Source organism: Vibrio sp. VGrn 2 (assembly GCF_009361695.1).
GTDB classification, from domain to species: domain Bacteria; phylum Pseudomonadota; class Gammaproteobacteria; order Enterobacterales; family Vibrionaceae; genus Vibrio; species Vibrio diabolicus.
The window spans coordinates 116,841-135,332 of record NZ_RBWD01000010.1 but is presented as its reverse complement, the minus strand read 5'-3'; the positions used below and the strand labels follow the sequence as shown (position 1 = coordinate 135,332).

The 18,492-nt window shown below is 42.1% G+C and carries 14 protein-coding genes; all 14 read left to right on the top strand.

The genetic code is table 11. The features are described 5' to 3' along the window. Positions 1-3 precede the first annotated feature (3 nt). The 14 genes from tssB to D8S93_RS16725 all read left to right on the top strand — a co-directional run bounded on the left by tssB (position 4) and on the right by D8S93_RS16725 (position 18,466). A complete protein-coding gene (gene tssB / locus D8S93_RS16790; RefSeq protein ID WP_005396385.1) occupies positions 4-534 on the top strand; it encodes a type VI secretion system contractile sheath small subunit in 531 nt (176 codons plus the stop codon). After that, on the top strand, positions 534-2,027 hold the full coding sequence (tssC, locus tag D8S93_RS16785; RefSeq protein ID WP_005396386.1) for a type VI secretion system contractile sheath large subunit: 1,494 nt from the start codon (positions 534-536) through the stop codon (positions 2,025-2,027). The genes tssB and tssC (D8S93_RS16785) overlap by 1 nt, the downstream gene beginning before the upstream one ends. 52 nt (positions 2,028-2,079) lie before the next feature. Further along, positions 2,080-3,591: a type VI secretion system contractile sheath large subunit gene (tssC, locus tag D8S93_RS16780; RefSeq protein ID WP_152814361.1), complete on the top strand. Its 1,512-nt coding sequence runs from the start codon at positions 2,080-2,082 to the stop codon at positions 3,589-3,591. A 10-nt stretch (positions 3,592-3,601) separates the two neighbouring features. After that, on the top strand, positions 3,602-4,396 hold the full coding sequence (locus D8S93_RS16775; protein ID WP_152814359.1) for a type VI secretion system accessory protein TagJ: 795 nt from the start codon (positions 3,602-3,604) through the stop codon (positions 4,394-4,396). 7 nt (positions 4,397-4,403) lie between these two features. Continuing rightward, entirely contained in the window at positions 4,404-4,868 is a 465-nt protein-coding gene (tssE, locus tag D8S93_RS16770; RefSeq protein WP_012842186.1) for a type VI secretion system baseplate subunit TssE, read from the top strand. Next, complete coding sequence (tssF, locus tag D8S93_RS16765; protein ID WP_012842187.1) at positions 4,865-6,688, top strand: type VI secretion system baseplate subunit TssF; 1,824 nt, start codon at positions 4,865-4,867, stop codon at positions 6,686-6,688. Before tssE ends, tssF begins: the two co-directional genes overlap by 4 nt. Then, complete coding sequence (gene tssG / locus D8S93_RS16760; RefSeq protein WP_114322985.1) at positions 6,685-7,650, top strand: type VI secretion system baseplate subunit TssG; 966 nt, start codon at positions 6,685-6,687, stop codon at positions 7,648-7,650. Before tssF ends, tssG begins: the two co-directional genes overlap by 4 nt. Positions 7,651-7,660: 10 nt before the next feature. Beyond that, positions 7,661-10,228: a type VI secretion system ATPase TssH gene (tssH, locus tag D8S93_RS16755; RefSeq protein ID WP_152814357.1), complete on the top strand. Its 2,568-nt coding sequence runs from the start codon at positions 7,661-7,663 to the stop codon at positions 10,226-10,228. A 208-nt stretch (positions 10,229-10,436) separates the two neighbouring features. After that, the gene (locus tag D8S93_RS16750) at positions 10,437-10,916 is read left to right on the top strand and encodes an Hcp family type VI secretion system effector (RefSeq protein ID WP_005375967.1); all 480 of its coding nucleotides are present in this window, start codon (positions 10,437-10,439) and stop codon (positions 10,914-10,916) included. Between the two features lie 48 nt (positions 10,917-10,964). Then, on the top strand, positions 10,965-12,800 hold the full coding sequence (gene tssI / locus D8S93_RS16745) for a type VI secretion system tip protein TssI/VgrG (RefSeq protein ID WP_104970760.1): 1,836 nt from the start codon (positions 10,965-10,967) through the stop codon (positions 12,798-12,800). An 11-nt stretch (positions 12,801-12,811) separates the two neighbouring features. After that, positions 12,812-13,102 carry a PAAR domain-containing protein gene (locus tag D8S93_RS16740; RefSeq protein ID WP_005375969.1) on the top strand — a complete coding sequence of 97 codons (291 nt, stop codon included), beginning with the start codon at positions 12,812-12,814 and terminating at the stop codon, positions 13,100-13,102. After that, positions 13,103-13,942 carry a hypothetical protein gene (locus D8S93_RS16735; RefSeq protein ID WP_046875363.1) on the top strand — a complete coding sequence of 280 codons (840 nt, stop codon included), beginning with the start codon at positions 13,103-13,105 and terminating at the stop codon, positions 13,940-13,942. A 324-nt stretch (positions 13,943-14,266) separates the two neighbouring features. Continuing rightward, the gene (locus D8S93_RS16730; protein WP_012842192.1) at positions 14,267-15,400 is read left to right on the top strand and encodes an exonuclease SbcCD subunit D; all 1,134 of its coding nucleotides are present in this window, start codon (positions 14,267-14,269) and stop codon (positions 15,398-15,400) included. Between the two features lie 9 nt (positions 15,401-15,409). Then, positions 15,410-18,466, top strand: a complete 3,057-nt coding sequence (locus D8S93_RS16725) for an AAA family ATPase (protein WP_152814355.1) — start codon at positions 15,410-15,412, stop codon at positions 18,464-18,466. Positions 18,467-18,492: the final 26 nt, after the last annotated feature.

The following is an 18,492-nucleotide window of genomic DNA, read 5'->3' as shown; positions in this document are numbered from 1 at the left end:
GGTATGACGAGTATCCACTCGAAACTGTCACGAGTACGGAAGCCTCGTGTCCACATTACCTATGATGTTGAAACTGAAGGTACAACTCTTAAGAAAGAGCTACCTTTTGTTGTAGGTGTAATGGGTGACTTCGCTGGTCAAAACACTGAAGCGTTGAAGCCTTTGAAAGACCGCCGTTTTATTCAGATCGATCGAGACAACTTCGATGATGTGCTCAAAAAGATGAACCCATCGGTTAAGTTCAAAGTTGCGAACAAGCTTGCGAACGACGATTCACAGTTTGAGGTGGATTTGAACTTTAAATCAATGCAAGACTTTGAGCCCGCTGCGATCGTAAATCAAGTTGATCCACTGCGCCAACTGATGGAAACGCGTAATAAACTGCGTGATTTGATGACAAAAGTTGACCGTTCTGAAGAGCTTGAAAACATCTTAGAGGATGTTTTGAACAACACGGACAATCTGGCAAAACTTGCGGGCGAGTTAGATCTTGGCAAGAAAGCGAAGTCAGACAGTACTGAAGGAGCGGAATAATGACGACTGAAGCTGAAAAGCAGTTAGATCCAACTGTTAATGAACAAACAACTTCATTTTTAGATCAAGCTATTGGTGCAACTAAGCAGACAGAAGCCTCTCGTGCTGAAGAGCTAATTAAAACGCTCACTGAAGAAGCGATGAAAGGGACGGTTACTTGGAACAAAAACCTAACGGTAACTTTTCGTGAAGCGATTAATTTACTTGATAAACAGATTTCTGATCAGTTGTCTGAAGTAATGCATCATCCTGAATTACAGAAACTTGAAGGTTCTTGGCGTGGTTTAAATTATCTAGTGATGAACTCAGAGACGAGCTCTACTCTGAAAATTCGCATGATGAGTATGACCAAGAAAGAGTTACATAAAGACTTGAGTAAAGCGGTTGAATTTGACCAAAGCCAGATCTTTAAGAAAGTTTACGAGTCTGAGTTTGGCAGTGCAGGTGGTGAACCTTATGGTGCATTAATTGGTGACTATGAGTTTACCAACCACCCAGAGGATATTGAGTCGCTGCGCCTAATGTCAAATGTAGCCGCTTCAGGCTTCTCCCCATTCTTGTCCGCGGCCTCACCAGCACTATTTGGTTTTGATGAGTGGACTGAACTGTCAAAACCACGCGATCTAGACAAGGTCTTTGAGTCTTTAGAATACGCTCAATGGCGTTCGTTCCGTGAGAGTGCTGATTCACGTTTTGTTAGCCTGACTATGCCGAAAGTTCTGGCTCGTTTGCCATACGGACAAGCCACTGCTCCAGTTGAGGAATTTGGATTTGAAGAGTTCGAAGTAGATCCAGTGTCAGGTATTGCTGTCAATGCTGAGCATAATGACTACTGTTGGATGAACTCTTCGTATGTTCTTGGTGTTAAGTTAACAGACGCCTTCTCAAAATATGGATTCTGTACAGCTATCCGTGGTGCAGAAGGTGGTGGTCGAGTGGATAATTTGCCAACACATTTCTTCATGAGTGATGATGGCGATCCTGATATGAAGTGTCCAACAGAGATTGGTATTACCGACCGACGTGAGGCAGAGCTGGGTAAACTTGGTTTCTTACCGCTTTGTCACTACAAAAACACAAACTATGCGGTGTTCTTTGGTGCGCAAACCTGTCAAAAACCGGCGAACCACGAATCTCCAGAAGCAACGGCTAATGCGGCGATTTCAGCACGTCTACCTTACATGATGGCGACATCTCGTTTTGCGCATTATTTGAAGGTAATGGCTCGAGATAAAATCGGTAGCTTTATGGAAGCAGAAGACGTTGAGTCTTGGTTGAACCGCTGGATTCTAGGCTATGTAAATGCTTCAGAGGGTGGTGGTCAAGAGATCCGAGCGAAATACCCTCTAGCAGATGCTCGTGTCCAGGTTAAGGAAATCCCTGGCGCACCAGGTTCTTACAATGCTGTAGCATGGCTTAAGCCTTGGCTGCAAATGGAAGAATTGACGACATCTTTGCGACTTGTTGCAAAGATCCCTCAGTCGGGTGGATAAGAAATGAATTGGCTGGTCGTAGGGCCAGCCATACCAAATCGTTATGTTCTAGATGGAAATAGCAGTGTCACTTAACTTTCGCGATCCCAGTAAGCTAAAGCATGAATTCAGCACAGGAGGCTATGCTGAGCTTGATAGCCCGTGGTTGACTCGATTCAATGAATCTTCTGATCTTTTAGAGTCAGCTCGAATTTGGCTAGAAGGTACGCGTTCAAGAGATTTGGACAGTTTTCGTCATAGTGTGATGAACACGATAAACCGAATTGATGAGCTATTAGAATCTCAATTAAACGAAATAATACATCATCCTGAGTTTCAACAACTCGAAAGAGGTTGGATCGGCGTGAGGTATTTATGCGAACAGGTCGACACTCGCTCATCAGACTCCGTCAAAGTCAAGGTGTTGGCGGCAACATGGAATGAAGTCAGTAAAGATGCACTAAAAGCCATCGAGTTTGACCAATCAGCACTATTTAAGCTGCTCTATCAAAATGAATATGGCATGGCCGGGGGAGAACCCTTTGGCGTGGTAGTTGGCGATTATCAACTTCGTTGTGATGCGAGTAAAAATTATTTTGATAGAGATCTGTCTGTGCTCAGCAAGATCTCTCAGTCTGCAGCGGCAGCATTCAGCCCGTTCATTATGTCAGCATCGCCGGAGATGTTTGGTGTTGACAGTTTTTCACAGCTTTCTGCGATAAGAGATATTGCGGCCCAATTTGAACAGGCAGATTACGCAAAATGGCGCAGTTTGAGAGACAACGATGATACCAAATTTATTGGCCTGACTGCGCCGAATGTTTTATTCCGTCAGCCATATAAAAGTGATGGTTCACGCAACGATCAGTTCGACTTTCAAGAGCATGTCTACGACTCTAATCGCGATTTGCTATGGGGGAGTAGCGCGTATTGTTTTGCGGCCGTATCAATTAGAGCGTTTCAGGAGCATGGGTGGTTTACGCACATGCGAGGCATTAAGCAAGGGGATTATAGTCAGGGTATTATCGTTGCTCCTACTAGGAACAAAATGCGTGTTAATGGCAAGAATGACCGTGAAAGATGTCCTTTAAACTTAAAGATCTCTGAGAGAAAAGAACAAGAGTTGTCTGAATGCGGTTTCATTTCTATTTCTCCTGTACCTGAAACCGATATGGTAGGGATGACCTCGAATGTATCTCTCTACAAGCCTAAGCAATATGCAGAAAAACACATTTCAACGAATGCAAAGCTCACGTCGATGTTGCAATACACGTTGTGTGTGTCGCGAGTCGCACATTATCTCAAGGTTATGGGGCGTGACAAGATTGGTGGATATCAAGATGCAGAAAGCCTTGAGCGAGACTTTCAACGATGGTTGCATCAGTACACTACCGCGTCGGATGAAGCATCTGATGAACTTAGGGCGAAGTACCCCTTAAATGAAGCGAAAATTACGGTTCGAGAGAAAAGAGAAACTCCAGGACACTATTACTCTGTTATCCATTTGCGACCGCACTTCCAGCTCGATCAAATGGTATCTAGCATTAAATTAATTACTGAATTATCACCAGAGCACTTGGTGTAAGGAAATAACAATGACCCAATGGAAAAATGCTTTGTCCCAAGGCCAATTGCAACAAGCTCTAGAGCTATTAATTGATGAAATTAAAGCGGCGCCTAAAGATGCAAGCTTGAGAAGCTCGTTCATTGAGCTGCTTTGCATTGATGGAGACTTCGAGCGTGCGGATGAGCAACTTATGCAATCGATCAAATTGTTTCCTGAGTATCTACCTGGTGCAAGTCAGTTGCGACATTTAGTGAAAGCGGCCCAGGCTAGAAAAGATTTTATCGACGGTGCGGCTAGTGCCAAGGTATTAGGTGACGAGGAATTCACTAAAGAGCTTGTTCGCTTTAACCTCGCTCTCAAAAATCAAGACTATGCAGAAGCGTCACACCTAGCGCATAGCATTGAAGAGCATCGTACTATTAAAGGCTTTTACATAAACGGTACAAACTATGAAGATGCTAGGGATATTGATGATCGTTTAGGTGGTTACATTGAACTGTTTTCCACCGCGGGTAACTATTTTCTTGTTCCAATTTCTAGCATTCAAGCGCTAGAAATAAAAGCACCTACCTCTTTATTAGAAAGTATTTGGCGACCTGTAGAGTTTGATATTGACGGACTTGGCGAAGGAGAAGGCCATATGCCATTGACCTATGTTGACTCAGAAACTGACGCACAAAAGCTAGGTCGAGAAACAGATTGGAAACAGCTTGGTGAGCAAGAATCCTTCGTGGGTTTAGGCCAAAAATGTTGGCTAGTTGGTGATTCAGCCCTCCCAATCTGTGACTTGATTACATTGTTAGAGTCGAAACAAATAGCGTAACAATAACATGTCTTTAACCGTTTCTCTGCTCGACAAATTGATGGATAGTGATCCTTCAACTAGAGATGAAAAAGACTTCCCTACGAGCCAACAACAGATGTTGAACAGCTTGCTTAGAGATCTGGAGTCTATGTTAAATAGTCGTATCGGATGGAAAAACATTCCTGATGACCTTTTAGAGGTTCGCTATTCAATATTGAATTATGGTCTGCCAGATTTTTCCTCGATGCCTTATAGCAGCCAAGAGGGGCAGAATCAGCTTTGTGACATTGTTCATGATGCAATTAAAGAGTTCGAGCCTAGGTTAAGGAATCCTTATGTCCAGATTTCGGACGAGAAAAACGCTATTGATAGGGTGTTGAGGTTACAAATTAGCGCCACTTGCTTAATCGATAACAGCATTCATGAAGTGCGATTCAATTCTGAAGTAGAGCCGGTAAATTTAGGTATGAAACTGAGTAGAGCGAAATGAGTGAAGAGTTTCTCAAATACTATAATCGCGAGTTAGCTTATTTACGTCACAAAGGACAAGAGTTTGGGGAGCAGTATCCTAAGATCGCTGCGAGACTCCGTATCAGTGAGGAGCAGGTTGACGATCCACATGTAGAAAGATTGCTAGAAGGCTGTGCATTTCTAACGGCAAGGATTAGACAAAGTTTAGACAATAGTTATCCTCAGTTCACTGAATCTTTGATGGGGCAATTATATCCGGATTTTCACGCACCAATTCCATCAATGTCCGTCATTAAGATGAACTGCTCTAGCTCCACTTCCTCTTTTTTTGACGTAGAAGAAGGTGAGCGAGTCGTTATCGGTGCTCCTGGATACCACGAATGCGAGTTTAGAACCTGTTATCCGGTCAGAATGTACCCTGTTGATGTGACCTCTGGCGCTTTCAAAAACGCACCGCTTAAATCGGTGGGCTCCCAATGGGAAAGCCATGCTCATTCAGTTTTGAAAATCCAGCTCACCGCCCAAGATGAAGAGACATCTCTGAGTGACATGGGATTAGAACGGTTGCGCTTTTATTTAAACGGGCACTCTCAGTTGACGTTTAAACTTTACCAAATGCTATTTCAAAATCTAATTGGTTTATCTGTCGTTGCGGGTGGCAAAGAAGTTCGTTCTTTAACGAAAAGGCATCTTATTGAAGTGGGATTTTCAGAAGATGAGAAGGTTGTTCCATACAGTAAGAGAAGCTTTTCGGGAGCAAGATTACTTGTTGAGTATCTGCACTTTCCTGAGAAGTTCATGTTCTTTGATATCACTGAACTCGGATTATCAGAACTAGCTCTTGGAGAGCAAGCTGAACTGTATTTTTACTTTGATACCAATGATGATTGGCTTCCTAAGCAAGTGGATGAAGAGAGCTTGATGGTTGGTTGTGTACCAGTGGTCAACTTATTTAAAAGTGTTATGGAGCCCAAGCGTATTCTACCAACCGAGTACGATTACCACTTATCACCGCAATACCAGGAAGCCGAGAGTAACGAGGTTGTCTCTATTTCTGACGTAACATTGAGAAACTGGAACAAAACGTATCACAACCTGCCATGTTATCACGCTGGTGAGCACACGCATTATATGAACGCCAGTGAAATTTATTGGTTGATGAGACGTGAGGATAAAAACTGGGCTGGTGGATACGATGAGCCGGGCAGGGAAACTTACATTTCTTTTGTTGATAAAAGGCATCAATTGTTCAGTCCAGAGAGCCGAGAAAACTGGTTAATGTACGTTGAAGCTGAGTGCTGCAATCGTAATTTAGCGCAGAAGCTTCCATTTGGAGGCGGTCTTCCAAAAGTCTCTTTGCCGGAAGTAAATGACAACTTCGAGTCAGTTCGTTGTTTAGTTTCTATATCAGAAACCCTCCGGCCAGAAATGGATGAAAGTACACGATGGCAGCTAACTAAGCTTCTAACTTTAAACCACTTTACCGAAGAAGATGGATTAACAACTTTGAAGCAAACTCTGAATCTCTACGCGTTTTCTGGGACCGCAGAAACGAAAGCGGTAATTGATGCTTTAGCGAAGCTAGAGTTCGAGCCGACTACAGGTAGAGTCAGTCAGAAAGGTAAAGTTGGTTTTGCGCACGGTATAAAAATCATTTTGACGGTTTCTGATCAAATTTTACCTAAAGAGCAAATCTTCCTCCTAGGTAGTGTGCTATCCGTTTACTTTGCACAATATGCTGAAATTAACATTTTTACGCAGCTAGAAATAAGACTTAAGTCAACGGGAAAGCCCTTCCACTTATGGCCTGCATTAACTGGCGATAAGGTGTTGCTATGAGCGCGGAGCAATTTTATCGAGATCTAAAGCAACATCCGTTGTTTGAAGCAATTCACCTTATCGAACACGAGATCTTGCAAGCCGAGGCACAAATAGGGACAGATGCTCTACCGAAGCATGAAAAACTAAACTTAAAGGTCAATCCATCGTTAGGTTTTGAAAATGCGCAGCTTTGCGATCTAAAACATATTGATAGCCACAAGCTAGCACTTGAAACCAATTTAATAGGCCTAACGGGTGAGCAGGGGGTGCTTCCTCAGCACTACAGCGAGTTAGCTTTGCATCGTCAAAAAGAAGGCGATACGGCAATGGTGGACTTCTACGATATTTTTAACCATCGTTTACTGTCTCTTTACTATCGATGCTGGCAACTGAGTCAATTGACCGTTCAGTCTCGTGCTCATGCACAGGGATTACGTTCACCTTTAGAAGATTGTAAGTCGGCATTAACTGGCCAGGGTAGTTCGTTGTCCCTGCACTATGGTGGTGTTTTTGCTTCACCGACGAGAAGCAAAGCTGGACTAAAAAGTGTTCTTGAATGTTTATCTGGATGCCAAGTAAAGATTCATGAGTTTCAAGGGCAGTGGCTACATCTTGCAAAAGAAGAGCAAACACGTCTTTCATCTCGAACTATGCCTGAAGGGCAGTTTGCTCAACTTGGTTCCGGAGCATCCTTAGGCTCGAAAGCTTGGAATATAAACGCAGGAACAACGATCGAGTTTCTGCCAAAGCACAAAGATCTGGTTAGTAAATTACTGCCTAACCATCCAAATGTAGAAATTATTAAACGTGCGGCTTATGAATTTATTGGTAAGCATAAGCAAGTGAAATGGCAGCTCACCACCAAACATAGTTTATTACCTCAAGTTTGTTTATCAAAAAAACATGGTCAGTTAGGTGTTGGTTCTGTACTTAAAAAACATAAACGCACAAAAGATCGAACCATAACAATTACTATTTAAAGGAAACATAATGGCTTCACTCTCACTTTCAGCGTTGGTCGAAAGATTGTCTCCTCAGGCTAAGGAAACACTTGAACAAGCAGCTGCGATGGCAAGCTCTCGAACCCATCACAGTATTGAAATGTCTCACTGGTTAATGACGATTATTCAACATCCTGCCGATATTTATTCAGAAGTTTTCGACGAATTTGATGTCGATAAAATCAAGGTTGAAACTGATCTTCAAAAGACACTTGAAAAATACAAAACGGGATGTCAATCGGTCCCAGGTCTTTCAGCTCACACAGTGACTGTGATGCAAAATGCTTTGCTATCGGCAACGATTGAATTCAATCAGGAGCAGTTGAATTGCATTCATCTTTTATTTGCCTACTTGTCCGATGATACGTTAGTCAACATGGCTGGTTCGATTAGCCCTGAGCTAAACAAGATAGAACCATCTCGGTTATTGAACTTTAAAGAAAGTAATACGCGTCAATCAGGATCGAATGATCTAGGGAAATCAAACGCGAACTCTGCGCTGAATCAATTTACAACAGATCTTACTGAGCAGGCTAGGGAAGGTAAGATAGATCCGGTTATTGGTAGAGACAATGAAATCCGCTTAATGATCGACATCTTATTAAGACGTCGACAAAACAACCCGATTTTAACTGGTGAAGCTGGCGTTGGAAAAACAGCCGTTGTTGAAGGCTTGGCGCAAAAGATTATTGATGGCGATGTACCTCCTGCTCTACAAAATGTAGCGATTAAGTCTTTGGATCTGGCGTTATTGCAAGCTGGTGCTGGCATGAAAGGTGAGTTTGAAAACAGACTTAAAAACCTTGTGAAAGAAGTTAACGACGCACCACAACCCATTATTTTGTTTATCGATGAAGCACATGGTCTGATTGGTGGTGGGGGACAAGCTGGACAAGGTGATGCAGCGAATATTCTAAAGCCAGCGTTAGCGAGAGGTGAACTCAGAACGATCGCAGCAACAACTTGGGCAGAATATAAAAAGTATTTTGAAAAAGACGCGGCTCTTACCAGACGCTTTCAAGTAGTGAAGGTCGACGAGCCAGCGCCGGATCTAGCGATCGAGATGTTACGTGGTTTACTTGACGTAATGGCACAACACCATGACGTCCACATCACTAGCCAGGCCCTCAATGCTGCCGTTCAACTCTCAGCTCGATACATTAATGGCCGACAACTGCCAGATAAGGCTGTGTCTGTTTTAGACACAGCCTGCTCGCGAGTCGCGTTAAGTCAATCGTCTACACCGGGAGGTCTAGATGCGAAAAGGAATAAACTAAAAGCCAAGCAAGCTGAATATGAGCACCTAAGCCAAGAAAGTCAGCTAGGTGCACCTCTTGATATGCAGTTGCAAGATGTCAGAAAAGAGATTGATGTTCTATCTAGTGAAATAGTTGAACTAGAGACGCTGTGGGAGAAAGAAAAAGAGTGGGTAAGTGAAGCTAAGTCACTTAGAGCTCAAATAATCAAGGAGGGTTCTGAGACTGCTAGGGACAAGTTACAGGAGCTCGAAAGTAGCCTCTCCGCTAACTCGCAGCCATTAGTATTTTCGCATGTCAATGAAGCGCTTATTGCAGAAGTAATTTCAGATTGGACCGGGATACCACTGGGCAAACTCCAGGATGATGAAATCCAAGCAGTACTGAGTTTGAAAGAGAGTTTGTGTAAACGAGTTGTCGGACAGGAGCACGCTTTGGAAGTCATGTCTGAAGTGATAAAAACTGCCAGTGCACAGCTCACGGATGAGACACGACCAAATGGTGTATTTCTTCTCACGGGACCAAGTGGAGTGGGTAAAACTGAATCTGCTTTAGCTATTGCAGAGAAAGTGTACGGCAGTGAAGAGAATGTCACAACTATCAATATGTCCGAGTTTAAAGAAGAGCACAAAGTTTCCTTATTATTAGGCTCGCCTCCAGGTTATGTTGGGTATGGCGAAGGTGGTGTACTTACTGAAGCCGTCAGACGCAAACCTTATAGTGTGATTCTCTTGGATGAAATGGAAAAAGCACACCCTGGAGTTCAAGATATTTTTTATCAGGTATTCGATAAAGGCTCAATTAAAGATGGTGAAGGTCGCGATATAGATTTTAAAAACACTATTATTATTATGACCGCGAATACAGGGACCGAAACGACGATGTCGTTGTATTCTGATCCTGATTTATCTCCAGAACCTTCAGCACTAAAAGATGCTTTGCGTGACGATTTGTTGGTTGACTTTAAACCTGCATTTTTAGGACGTGTTAATGTATTACCTTATTTGCCTCTATCAAGAGAAGTATTGATAGAAATAACAAAATTAAAATTAGCCAAAGTTACGAATCGCATTCGTAAAAATTACGGCGCTGACCTATTTTTTGATGAAGAACTAATTAATGATATTGTAGACAATAGTAATGAGTCGGGGAGCGGTGCACGTGTGGTACAGACAACCATAGAAAACACATTACTTCCTAAGATTTCTCATGAAATATTGCATGCAATTCTTAATGATAAGACGTTTGATGAAATTATTGTTAAAGGTACAACTAGTGGACTTGATGTCTCAATAGTTTAACATCCTTTACACTCTCAATAATAATTGGGAGTTGGTTCATATTAACTATTATTTTTTATAAAAAACGCTTAAATTAAGTCTTATTTAAAGATATAACAGGGCGTATTTAAAATGAAGTTTTTGATACATTAATCACTAATTATCATCAAACGTCAGATAATTAAATTACTACGATATATGTCAATTAATAATGCTATAGGAGATTAGCATGCAGTCTAATACGTATCTTAAATACGCAGATATTAAGGGTGAGGCAACTGCCGAGCAATATAAAGATTTGATTACACTACTATCTGTAGATTGGAGTGTAGGTCGTGAGATCTCATCATACACTGGTACAGCGATGGACCGTGAAGCGAGCGCTACTCGTCTATATGATTTGACTATCACTAAACTTCAAGACCGTTCTTCTCCTGACTTATTTAAAGAAGCGACAATTGGTAAAGGTAAACCTGCGGTTTTCCATATTACTAAGCAGGGTGAGAAAGTTGAAGAAATCATGAAGATCGAACTGACTGATGCGATGATTTCTAACTACTCAGTTTCTATCCAGGATGATCGTCCAGTTGAAACCATCACTATTTCTTACACTGAAATGATGATGACAGTGACTCCTACTGACGATAAAAACAACACTTCTGCGCCATTGGTATACGGCTACAGCGGTGTTAAAGGTCAACAAATGTAATTTTTATGCGGGGGAATATTCCCCCGCATTTTTTGAAAGAAGTATTTAATGAAAAGAGCAACTCAAGATAACAATTTCATCCGAATTTCCTCTCCATTCGGAAAAGATGCCATCATACTAAACTCATTTGAGTATAGAGAAGAGATCTCAGAACTTTTTTCATTGCGTGCTAAAGCTTACTTTAATGATCAACGAAGTGAGTTAAACGAAATAATTGGTAAAGAAGTAACAATTACCCTTGAAAATAGTGAGGATGTTTCTTCAAAACCTCGTTATATACATGGTTATGTATCTGCTGCAAGATTAGAAGGGCAACGAGTTTCTAATACTCATAATGGTGAGAATTATAAAAATATAGAGTTATTAATAGAGCCTAAATTACGTTTCGCCGATTACAGAAAAAATTGCAGAATATTTCAGCATAAAGATATAAAAGAAATTATCTCCGAAGTACTCTCGGAGCATAGTGTCGCCTTTAGTTTTGAGTTAACTAAGTCGTACCCTAAATACACATACAAAGTGCAATATGAAGAGTCAGACCTTGAATTTGTCCGACGCTTATTGTCAGAAGAAGGGCTATCGTTCTGTTTCACACACACTAAGTCTGTCCACACGCTTAAGATTTTTGACGACATCAGTTTCTATAAGCCGGGTACAGAGTTTTTAGTCGATTTTGATACAGGTACAGCTAAGTCTAGCCATATTTCTTCTTGGCATGAAACCCAAGTTTTGACGACTAAAGCAAGCCAAAAGTCTGGCTATAACATGCTTAAGCCTTCGTCTAATCCTAAAAATACTGCCAAGGGTGAAAGTGATTTTTTTACCGTGCCTGAAAGCGAGTATTTTGAATACATGGGTGAAACGGAAAGTGATGACCAATACGCACTTAGAAACACGCACGCTATAGAAGCACTACAGCAAAACGCATATCTGTGCCGTGGCGAGGCAACGTGTCGAACGTTCAGTGTGGGAAAGTGCTTTAAGTTTAAAAAGCATGAAGATAAGTCTCGAGTCGGCAAAGAATACGTACTGTCCTCCGTTTTTTTATCTGCGGCTGTTTATAATCAGACTGGTCAAGGTGGCACTGCTGCGCAAGGTGTTAAAGTATCATTTAGTTGTGTTGACTCAAAAACAATCCTTCGCCCTTCAGTGAACTATCCGAAACCTCAGATGAAAGGTTTGCAAACCGCAGTGGTAACGGGAAACAAAGATGGCGAAATTTACATAGACAAACACGGTCGTATTAAAGTTCAGTTTCACTGGGATCGTGTTGGTAAATACGATGTAAACAGCTCATGTTGGATTCGTGTTGCGCAAAATATCGCGGGTAACGGATGGGGCTCGGTGTTTCATCCTAGAGTAGGACAAGAGGTCATCGTCGAGTTTGTCAATGGCGATCCTGACCAGCCAATTGTTACGGGGTCACTGTACAATGGTAGTCAACTCCCTCCCTACACGTTACCAGAGCAAAGCTCTCAAAGTGGTTATAAATCGCGTTCTGTACAAAAAGGCACATCTAATTTTAATGAGTTGCGCTTTGATGACAAACCCGGTGAAGAACACATCTATCTTCATGCTGAAAAACTTTTCCAAATGCTAGTTGAAGACTGTGTTGATATTGCCGTTGAAAACAGTAAAACCGAAAAAGTGACGAATGATGTCAATCAAGAGATTGGCAAGAATGCGACCTTGAAAGTAGGTAAAAACTTTTCTAATGAAACGGGTGAAGTGTTGTCTTTTAATGCAGGAAAGAGTATCGAGATCAAAGTCGGTGGCGCTTCGATTCAGATGTCTAGTTCCGGAGAAATCAACATCAAAGGCAATAAAATATCTATTAACGGCTCTGCTATCGCTCTTAAAGCTGGGCAAATTTCATTGAACTAAGGTGATTTAAAGTGGGTAAACCAGCCGCGATATTGGGCAGCTTTCATCTTTGTCCTAAAAAAACAGGAAAAATTCCTCATGTAGGTGGCCCCGTCGTAGTTGGCTCGCCAAACGTGACAATTGGCGGCATTCCAGCGGCTAGGCAGGGAGATAAGCTTATATGTATAGGTCCTCCGGATAGCATCTCAGCAGGCTCTTCTAGCGTTACAATCAACGGTAAGCCAGCTGCAAGGGTCGGGGATTCAACGTCTCATGGTGGTAAAATTCTGTCTGGCATGCCTACGGTTTTAATCGGAGGCTAGATGCCACTCGCATTTCAAACTCATCTTCTTGCTATTAATGGCAGGCCATACACTGTTCGTGAGATAGCTAACGAATGTTTTAGATTGCCCGCAGAAACACCAAGATCCTATCCTGATCAATCACTGTATGAGCAGATATTAAATCTTGTGCGCTCTAAGCGCGAGATACTGGAGCAAAGTGATATCAAAGGGAATATCTGCGTTCTTTTACCGTCTTCGGTAGATAAAAGCTTGCTTAAGGCATTGATAAACGAGTTTTCTCTTATCCTTGGTAACTCTGCCAATAGAGAAATTTATTTTTATCCTTATGGTCAAGCGGCTTTCTTGATGGCGCTAAACCGGATAAACCGTGAAGTTAACGAAACACAAGCAACTTGGATACTGGCTATAGAAATTGCTCGCGATGCAGAAGAGCATGCCAAATCTCAAAACTCGATCATTTTGACGAAGTGCTTTTTTCAACAGTCCGGCCTTGTTACTGATGATGTTAGAATTGATTTAGATACCAAACAACAAAGCATTGCTGTCGATAAAGTGTTTAAACAACTTGGAGTAGGGTGTGATCACTCACTTAGTGAGTTGCATTTATCCATTGATGGAGATGAGCCTCGATGGTTAAATGCTATGCAACTCTTGTCTCCCTGGGTGACCGATCAAACTCAGTATCAATTTATTGATGTTAAACTAGGAGGGCTGGGCGCATGCGGAGGTGTTTTAAAAGTGTTAATGATTGAGGAGCATCAAAGAAGTAGCCTCAACTCAGACTTCCACGTTTTGCAAGCTGATATCGAGCCAGATGGTTATACGGTGGGAGTTCTATACAATTGGCATAACGAGTAGTTCTGGATCTAGTTTGTCCCTTCTAAACGTTGGCTTTTAATGGTTTAAATGTGACGGTTATGTTTACTCGAGACCATCACTTAATGTTGCTTAAAAGGTGTTTATACAACGTTCTTCTCGCTTTCCGGTGAAATAATGAACCATAGAACATAAACTACATGAAAAGCTGTTCGACTCAAGATATCCTAACCCAAATTAAATAAATTGAGCTTTGGTTTGTGCCAGATTCAGCCAGTCACGTAATACTCTGATGTTTACACGGCTGAAATTCGGATTATTGCAGGAGCAAACCTTGCTTAAAGATTTGGCGGAAAGTGAATTCGAATGAAGTTTATCCACACCTCAGATTGGCATCTTGGTCGACAATTCCACAATGTATCACTACTCGAAGATCAACAAGCAGTACTCGAACAACTGATTAACTATATTGAACACAACCCCGTCGATGCCGTTGTAGTGGCGGGAGATATTTATGACCGTTCGGTGCCACCAACGGTTGCAATAGAACTGCTAAATCGAGTCGTGAAGCGTATTTGTACTGAACTGAAAACACCGATGATATTGATATCTGGCAACCATGATGGTGCAGAACGATTAGGTTTTGGCTCAGAGCAAATGAAGAATGCAGGCCTTCATATTGTTAGTAACTTTGAAGATATGCTAACTCCCATCATCATAAAAACGGACTCTGCGGGTGAGGTAGCGTTTTATGGCATGCCTTATAACGACCCTGAACAGGTCAGATTTGCCTACAAAACCTCGGTATCAACTCATGATGAGGCACATCAACTGCTTGTAGAGCAAATAAGAGAGCATTTCATTTCAGAGCAAAGGCGTGTTCTCGTTAGCCACTGTTTTGTTGATGGTGCTATTGAGTCTGACTCTGAACGACCACTATCTATTGGTGGCTCTGATCGCGTAAGTCATGAGCATTTCTTAGATTTCGACTACGTCGCACTTGGTCATTTACATCAGCCTCAGAAGAAAGGCGCAGAGCATATCCGTTATTCTGGTTCACTTATGAAGTACAGTTTTGGTGAACAGAACCAGAAGAAAGGCTTCACGTTAGTCGAACTAGACAAGAAAGGATTTGTCTCTGCTAAACATATTGAGCTAATTGCCCCTCATGAAATGCGCATTGTTGAGGGAGAGCTAGATAAAGTCATAGAGCAGGGCAAGACTGACCCTAAAAATGAAGATTATTTGTTAGTTCGTTTGATGGATAAACATGCGATTTTAAATCCAATGGAAAAGCTTCGTTCGGTGTATCCAAACGTTTTACATCTTGAGAAACCGGGTATGTTAATTGGGGTAGAGCAGGAAATGGCGCAAGCAAAGTTGGCCCGAAGCGAAATTGATATGTTCCGAGACTTTTTTATTGAGGCACAAGATAGTCAATTATCCCAAGAGCAAGAACAAGCCGTTACTGACATTATTAAGCAATTATCACAGCAATAGGGACCAAAGATGAAACCAATTAAACTTACCATGCAAGCCTTTGGTCCGTTTGCAAAAACAGAAGTCATTGACTTTGAAAAGCTTGGCCGTAACCCTCTGTTTTTGATTAATGGTCCTACAGGCTCAGGTAAAACGTCGATCTTAGATGCCATTTGCTTTGCCCTTTACGGTGAAACTACCGGTAATGAGCGGCAAGGCATCCAGATGCGATGTGACTTATCGGCGCAAGACTTACCAACCGAAGTCGCTCTAGAGTTTTCGTTACATGGCAAACAATACCGAGTTGTGCGATCTCCAGAGCAGGAAGCGCCCAAAGCGCGTGGTGAAGGGATGACGGTAAAAAAGCACACTGCGGCTCTTTATGAACTCGGCGAGACCGAAAAGCTCATCACTAGCAAGACGACTCAGGTTAAAACTGAAGTGAGCAATATTATTGGTTTGAATGAAACGCAATTTCGCCAAGTAATGGTATTGCCTCAAGGAAAGTTCCGAGAGCTGTTGCTTGCTAGTTCTAAAGAGCGCGAAGAAATTTTTGGTCAGCTCTTTCAAACGGACATATATAAAAAAATTGAGTACGCGCTCAAGGATAAAGCGAGCGCAATCAGTAAAGCGAAAGATGAATTTGATAATCAAATTCGAGGCGCTTTACAAGTTGCAGGAGTGAGTTCAGAGCAGGAATTATTACACCAGCTTGAACAAGCAGCTGAGCAGCTAGAGGTCGATAGAAAGAATGAACAATCTTCGTTAGATAAGCTAAATGTTGCTAAATCTGAATTACAAAAAGCGGAAACTATTAATGGAGAGTTTTCGAAACGAGAGCAAGCAGAAAACGCACTCAAGCTGCATCTAGAACATTCAGACTCGATAAAAGTTCGTCAACAGCAATTAGAAAACGCTAAAAATGCCAATAAGATAGAATTACCCTACGTTTCATTACAAAATGCAAAAGCTCAAACTCAAGAGCTCAGACAAAAAATAGTTGCTTTGAAAGAGAGCCTTGATAAAGCCAATGCTGTTACGAAAGAAAAAGAAAACTTGCAGCAAAGTGCAAAAGAAGCTGCGGCAAAAGTCCCACAGTTAACGCAGCTGCAGTATAAACTTGAAAGCATGAAAGACAAGTTGGTTGAAAAAGCCAACTTGGAAAGCAAAATAACGGCAGGTCATCAACAAAAACAACAATTTGAAGCAACGTTAAAACAGTACATAGAGCTGAAAGACAAGTTAGCGTTTCAGGCGCAACAGGGCCAGAAAGAGCTAGAGCAAGCCCGAGTAGATGTTGCGCTTGTTGGCAGCATCGATGCGGAAATAAAACAAAAACAACGACTACTACAGGATCTACAAAAGCTGCATGGTCTTACTTTGGAGCTCTCTAAACTTACGGCGTTAACCGTAAGCAAGCAGCAGTCATTACAGGAAGCTAGTCAGCGCTATATGCAGTGTCAACAAGCCGCTGATACGATAGAGCTTAAGTGGCACAACGCTCAAGCGGCAGTATTAGCGCAGCGACTAAAGTCAGGGGAAGCATGTCCGGTATGTGGTAGCCAAGCGCATCCTAACCTTGCAACGTTTGTTGAAGAAATCGTTACAAAAGAGCAAGTTCAGGCGGCTAGAGCGAAAGAAAGAGAAGCTCAAACCTCACTGAACCAGCTAAGTAATCAGCTAGAGCAACATAACGTTGTCATTAGTCAGTATCAGAATCAATGTAACCAGTTGAAAGAAGAGCTTGGTGAGCATGCAGCATCTGAGATCTCGACGGCTCAAACTGAGTTGCAGGCGCTTAATGATCAACTTCTACGTCTACAATCTATTGATATTGAAAAGCTAGAAAAGAACGTTGAACAGCTTAATCAACGCTGCTTAGTGGGTGAAAATAAAATTCATGAGCTGCAGAATCAAATGGCGGCAAATGAATCAACCGTTCAAGCAAACCAAGAACAATTGAATCAATTACAAGCTTCCATTGATCCGAAATACAGTTCCGTTGATGCGCTTGAGCGTGACATTTCGCTCACAAGAGAGCAAATTCTGACCTTGAATACAGGTTTAGAAAAGGCGCAAAACGCTTTGCAGCAAGCGGTAATAGCGCAATCGAATGCTGAAAGTCAGTTAGTGACGAACAAGCAGTGGCTATCTGAGTCAGAACAAAAGCTTAGCCAAGCAGAATTAGCGTGGAATGAGGCATTACAGGCGAGTAAATTTGAGGATGAAAGCAGTTATCTAAATAGCAGAGTGACAGATGATGAGCTTCAAGCGTGGCAGAAAGAAATAGACAACTTCAAACAGACACAAACCAAGCTGGAACAAACACTACATGATTTAAACCATGCATTGAAAGCGCTTGAAAGACCGGACTTGGATTTGCTTAACGACAGCTTAACCACTCTGCAAGCGCAGTATATTGAAGTAAGGAATCAGCTCGATACCACGCGCTCAACCTTTGAGCGAATTGAAAAAGTTCGTAAAGATATTGCTACGCTGCATGAGAAAAATAGCAAGTTAGAAGAAGAGTACAAAGTGTTTGGTACGTTATACGATGTTGCCAGCGGTAAAACAGGCAGCAGGGTTAGCCTGCATCGCTTTGTTCTTGGTGTACTGTTGGATGATGTTTTAATTCAGGCCTCTCAACGTTTAAGCCTCATGAGTAAAGGGCGCTATATTCTTGCTCGAAAAACAGAGGGCTTCAAAGGCGCTGCGGGTCGCGGCTTAGATTTAATGGTTGAAGATGGCTACACAGGAAAAACACGTGATGTTGCGACACTTTCCGGTGGTGAATCATTTATGGCAGCGCTTGCTTTGGCGCTTGGCTTGTCGGATGTTGTGCAATCCTATAGTGGTGGTATCCGTTTAGACACTTTATTCATTGATGAGGGGTTCGGTAGTTTAGACCCAGAATCTTTGGATCTCGCCATTCAAACGCTAGTGGATTTACAACAGACTGGACGCATGATCGGTGTTATTTCTCACGTTTCTGAGTTAAAAGAACAAATGGCGCAGAGGATTGATGTTGAACCATCAAGAGTCGGTTCGACAGTATCGGTCAAATCTCAATGTAGCTTCGCTGTCTAATTCAGTTGCTATCACAAAACCCAAAG

Bases quoted from the DNA above. Each gene is read 5' to 3' on its own strand.
- tssI (WP_104970760.1), top strand. From the start codon at position 10,965: ATGAAAAGAGCAACTCAAGATAACAATTTCATCCGAATTTCCTCTCCA.
- tssG (WP_114322985.1), top strand. From the start codon at position 6,685: ATGAGCGCGGAGCAATTTTATCGAGATCTAAAGCAACATCCGTTGTTT.
- D8S93_RS16775 (WP_152814359.1), top strand. From the start codon at position 3,602: ATGACCCAATGGAAAAATGCTTTGTCCCAAGGCCAATTGCAACAAGCT.
- D8S93_RS16735 (WP_046875363.1), top strand. From the start codon at position 13,103: ATGCCACTCGCATTTCAAACTCATCTTCTTGCTATTAATGGCAGGCCA.
- tssB (WP_005396385.1), top strand. From the start codon at position 4: ATGACGAGTATCCACTCGAAACTGTCACGAGTACGGAAGCCTCGTGTC.
- tssF (WP_012842187.1), top strand. From the start codon at position 4,865: ATGAGTGAAGAGTTTCTCAAATACTATAATCGCGAGTTAGCTTATTTA.
- tssC (WP_152814361.1), top strand. From the start codon at position 2,080: ATGGAAATAGCAGTGTCACTTAACTTTCGCGATCCCAGTAAGCTAAAG.
- tssC (WP_005396386.1), top strand. From the start codon at position 534: ATGACGACTGAAGCTGAAAAGCAGTTAGATCCAACTGTTAATGAACAA.
- D8S93_RS16750 (WP_005375967.1), top strand. From the start codon at position 10,437: ATGCAGTCTAATACGTATCTTAAATACGCAGATATTAAGGGTGAGGCA.
- D8S93_RS16725 (WP_152814355.1), top strand. From the start codon at position 15,410: ATGAAACCAATTAAACTTACCATGCAAGCCTTTGGTCCGTTTGCAAAA.
- tssH (WP_152814357.1), top strand. From the start codon at position 7,661: ATGGCTTCACTCTCACTTTCAGCGTTGGTCGAAAGATTGTCTCCTCAG.
- D8S93_RS16730 (WP_012842192.1), top strand. From the start codon at position 14,267: ATGAAGTTTATCCACACCTCAGATTGGCATCTTGGTCGACAATTCCAC.
- tssE (WP_012842186.1), top strand. From the start codon at position 4,404: ATGTCTTTAACCGTTTCTCTGCTCGACAAATTGATGGATAGTGATCCT.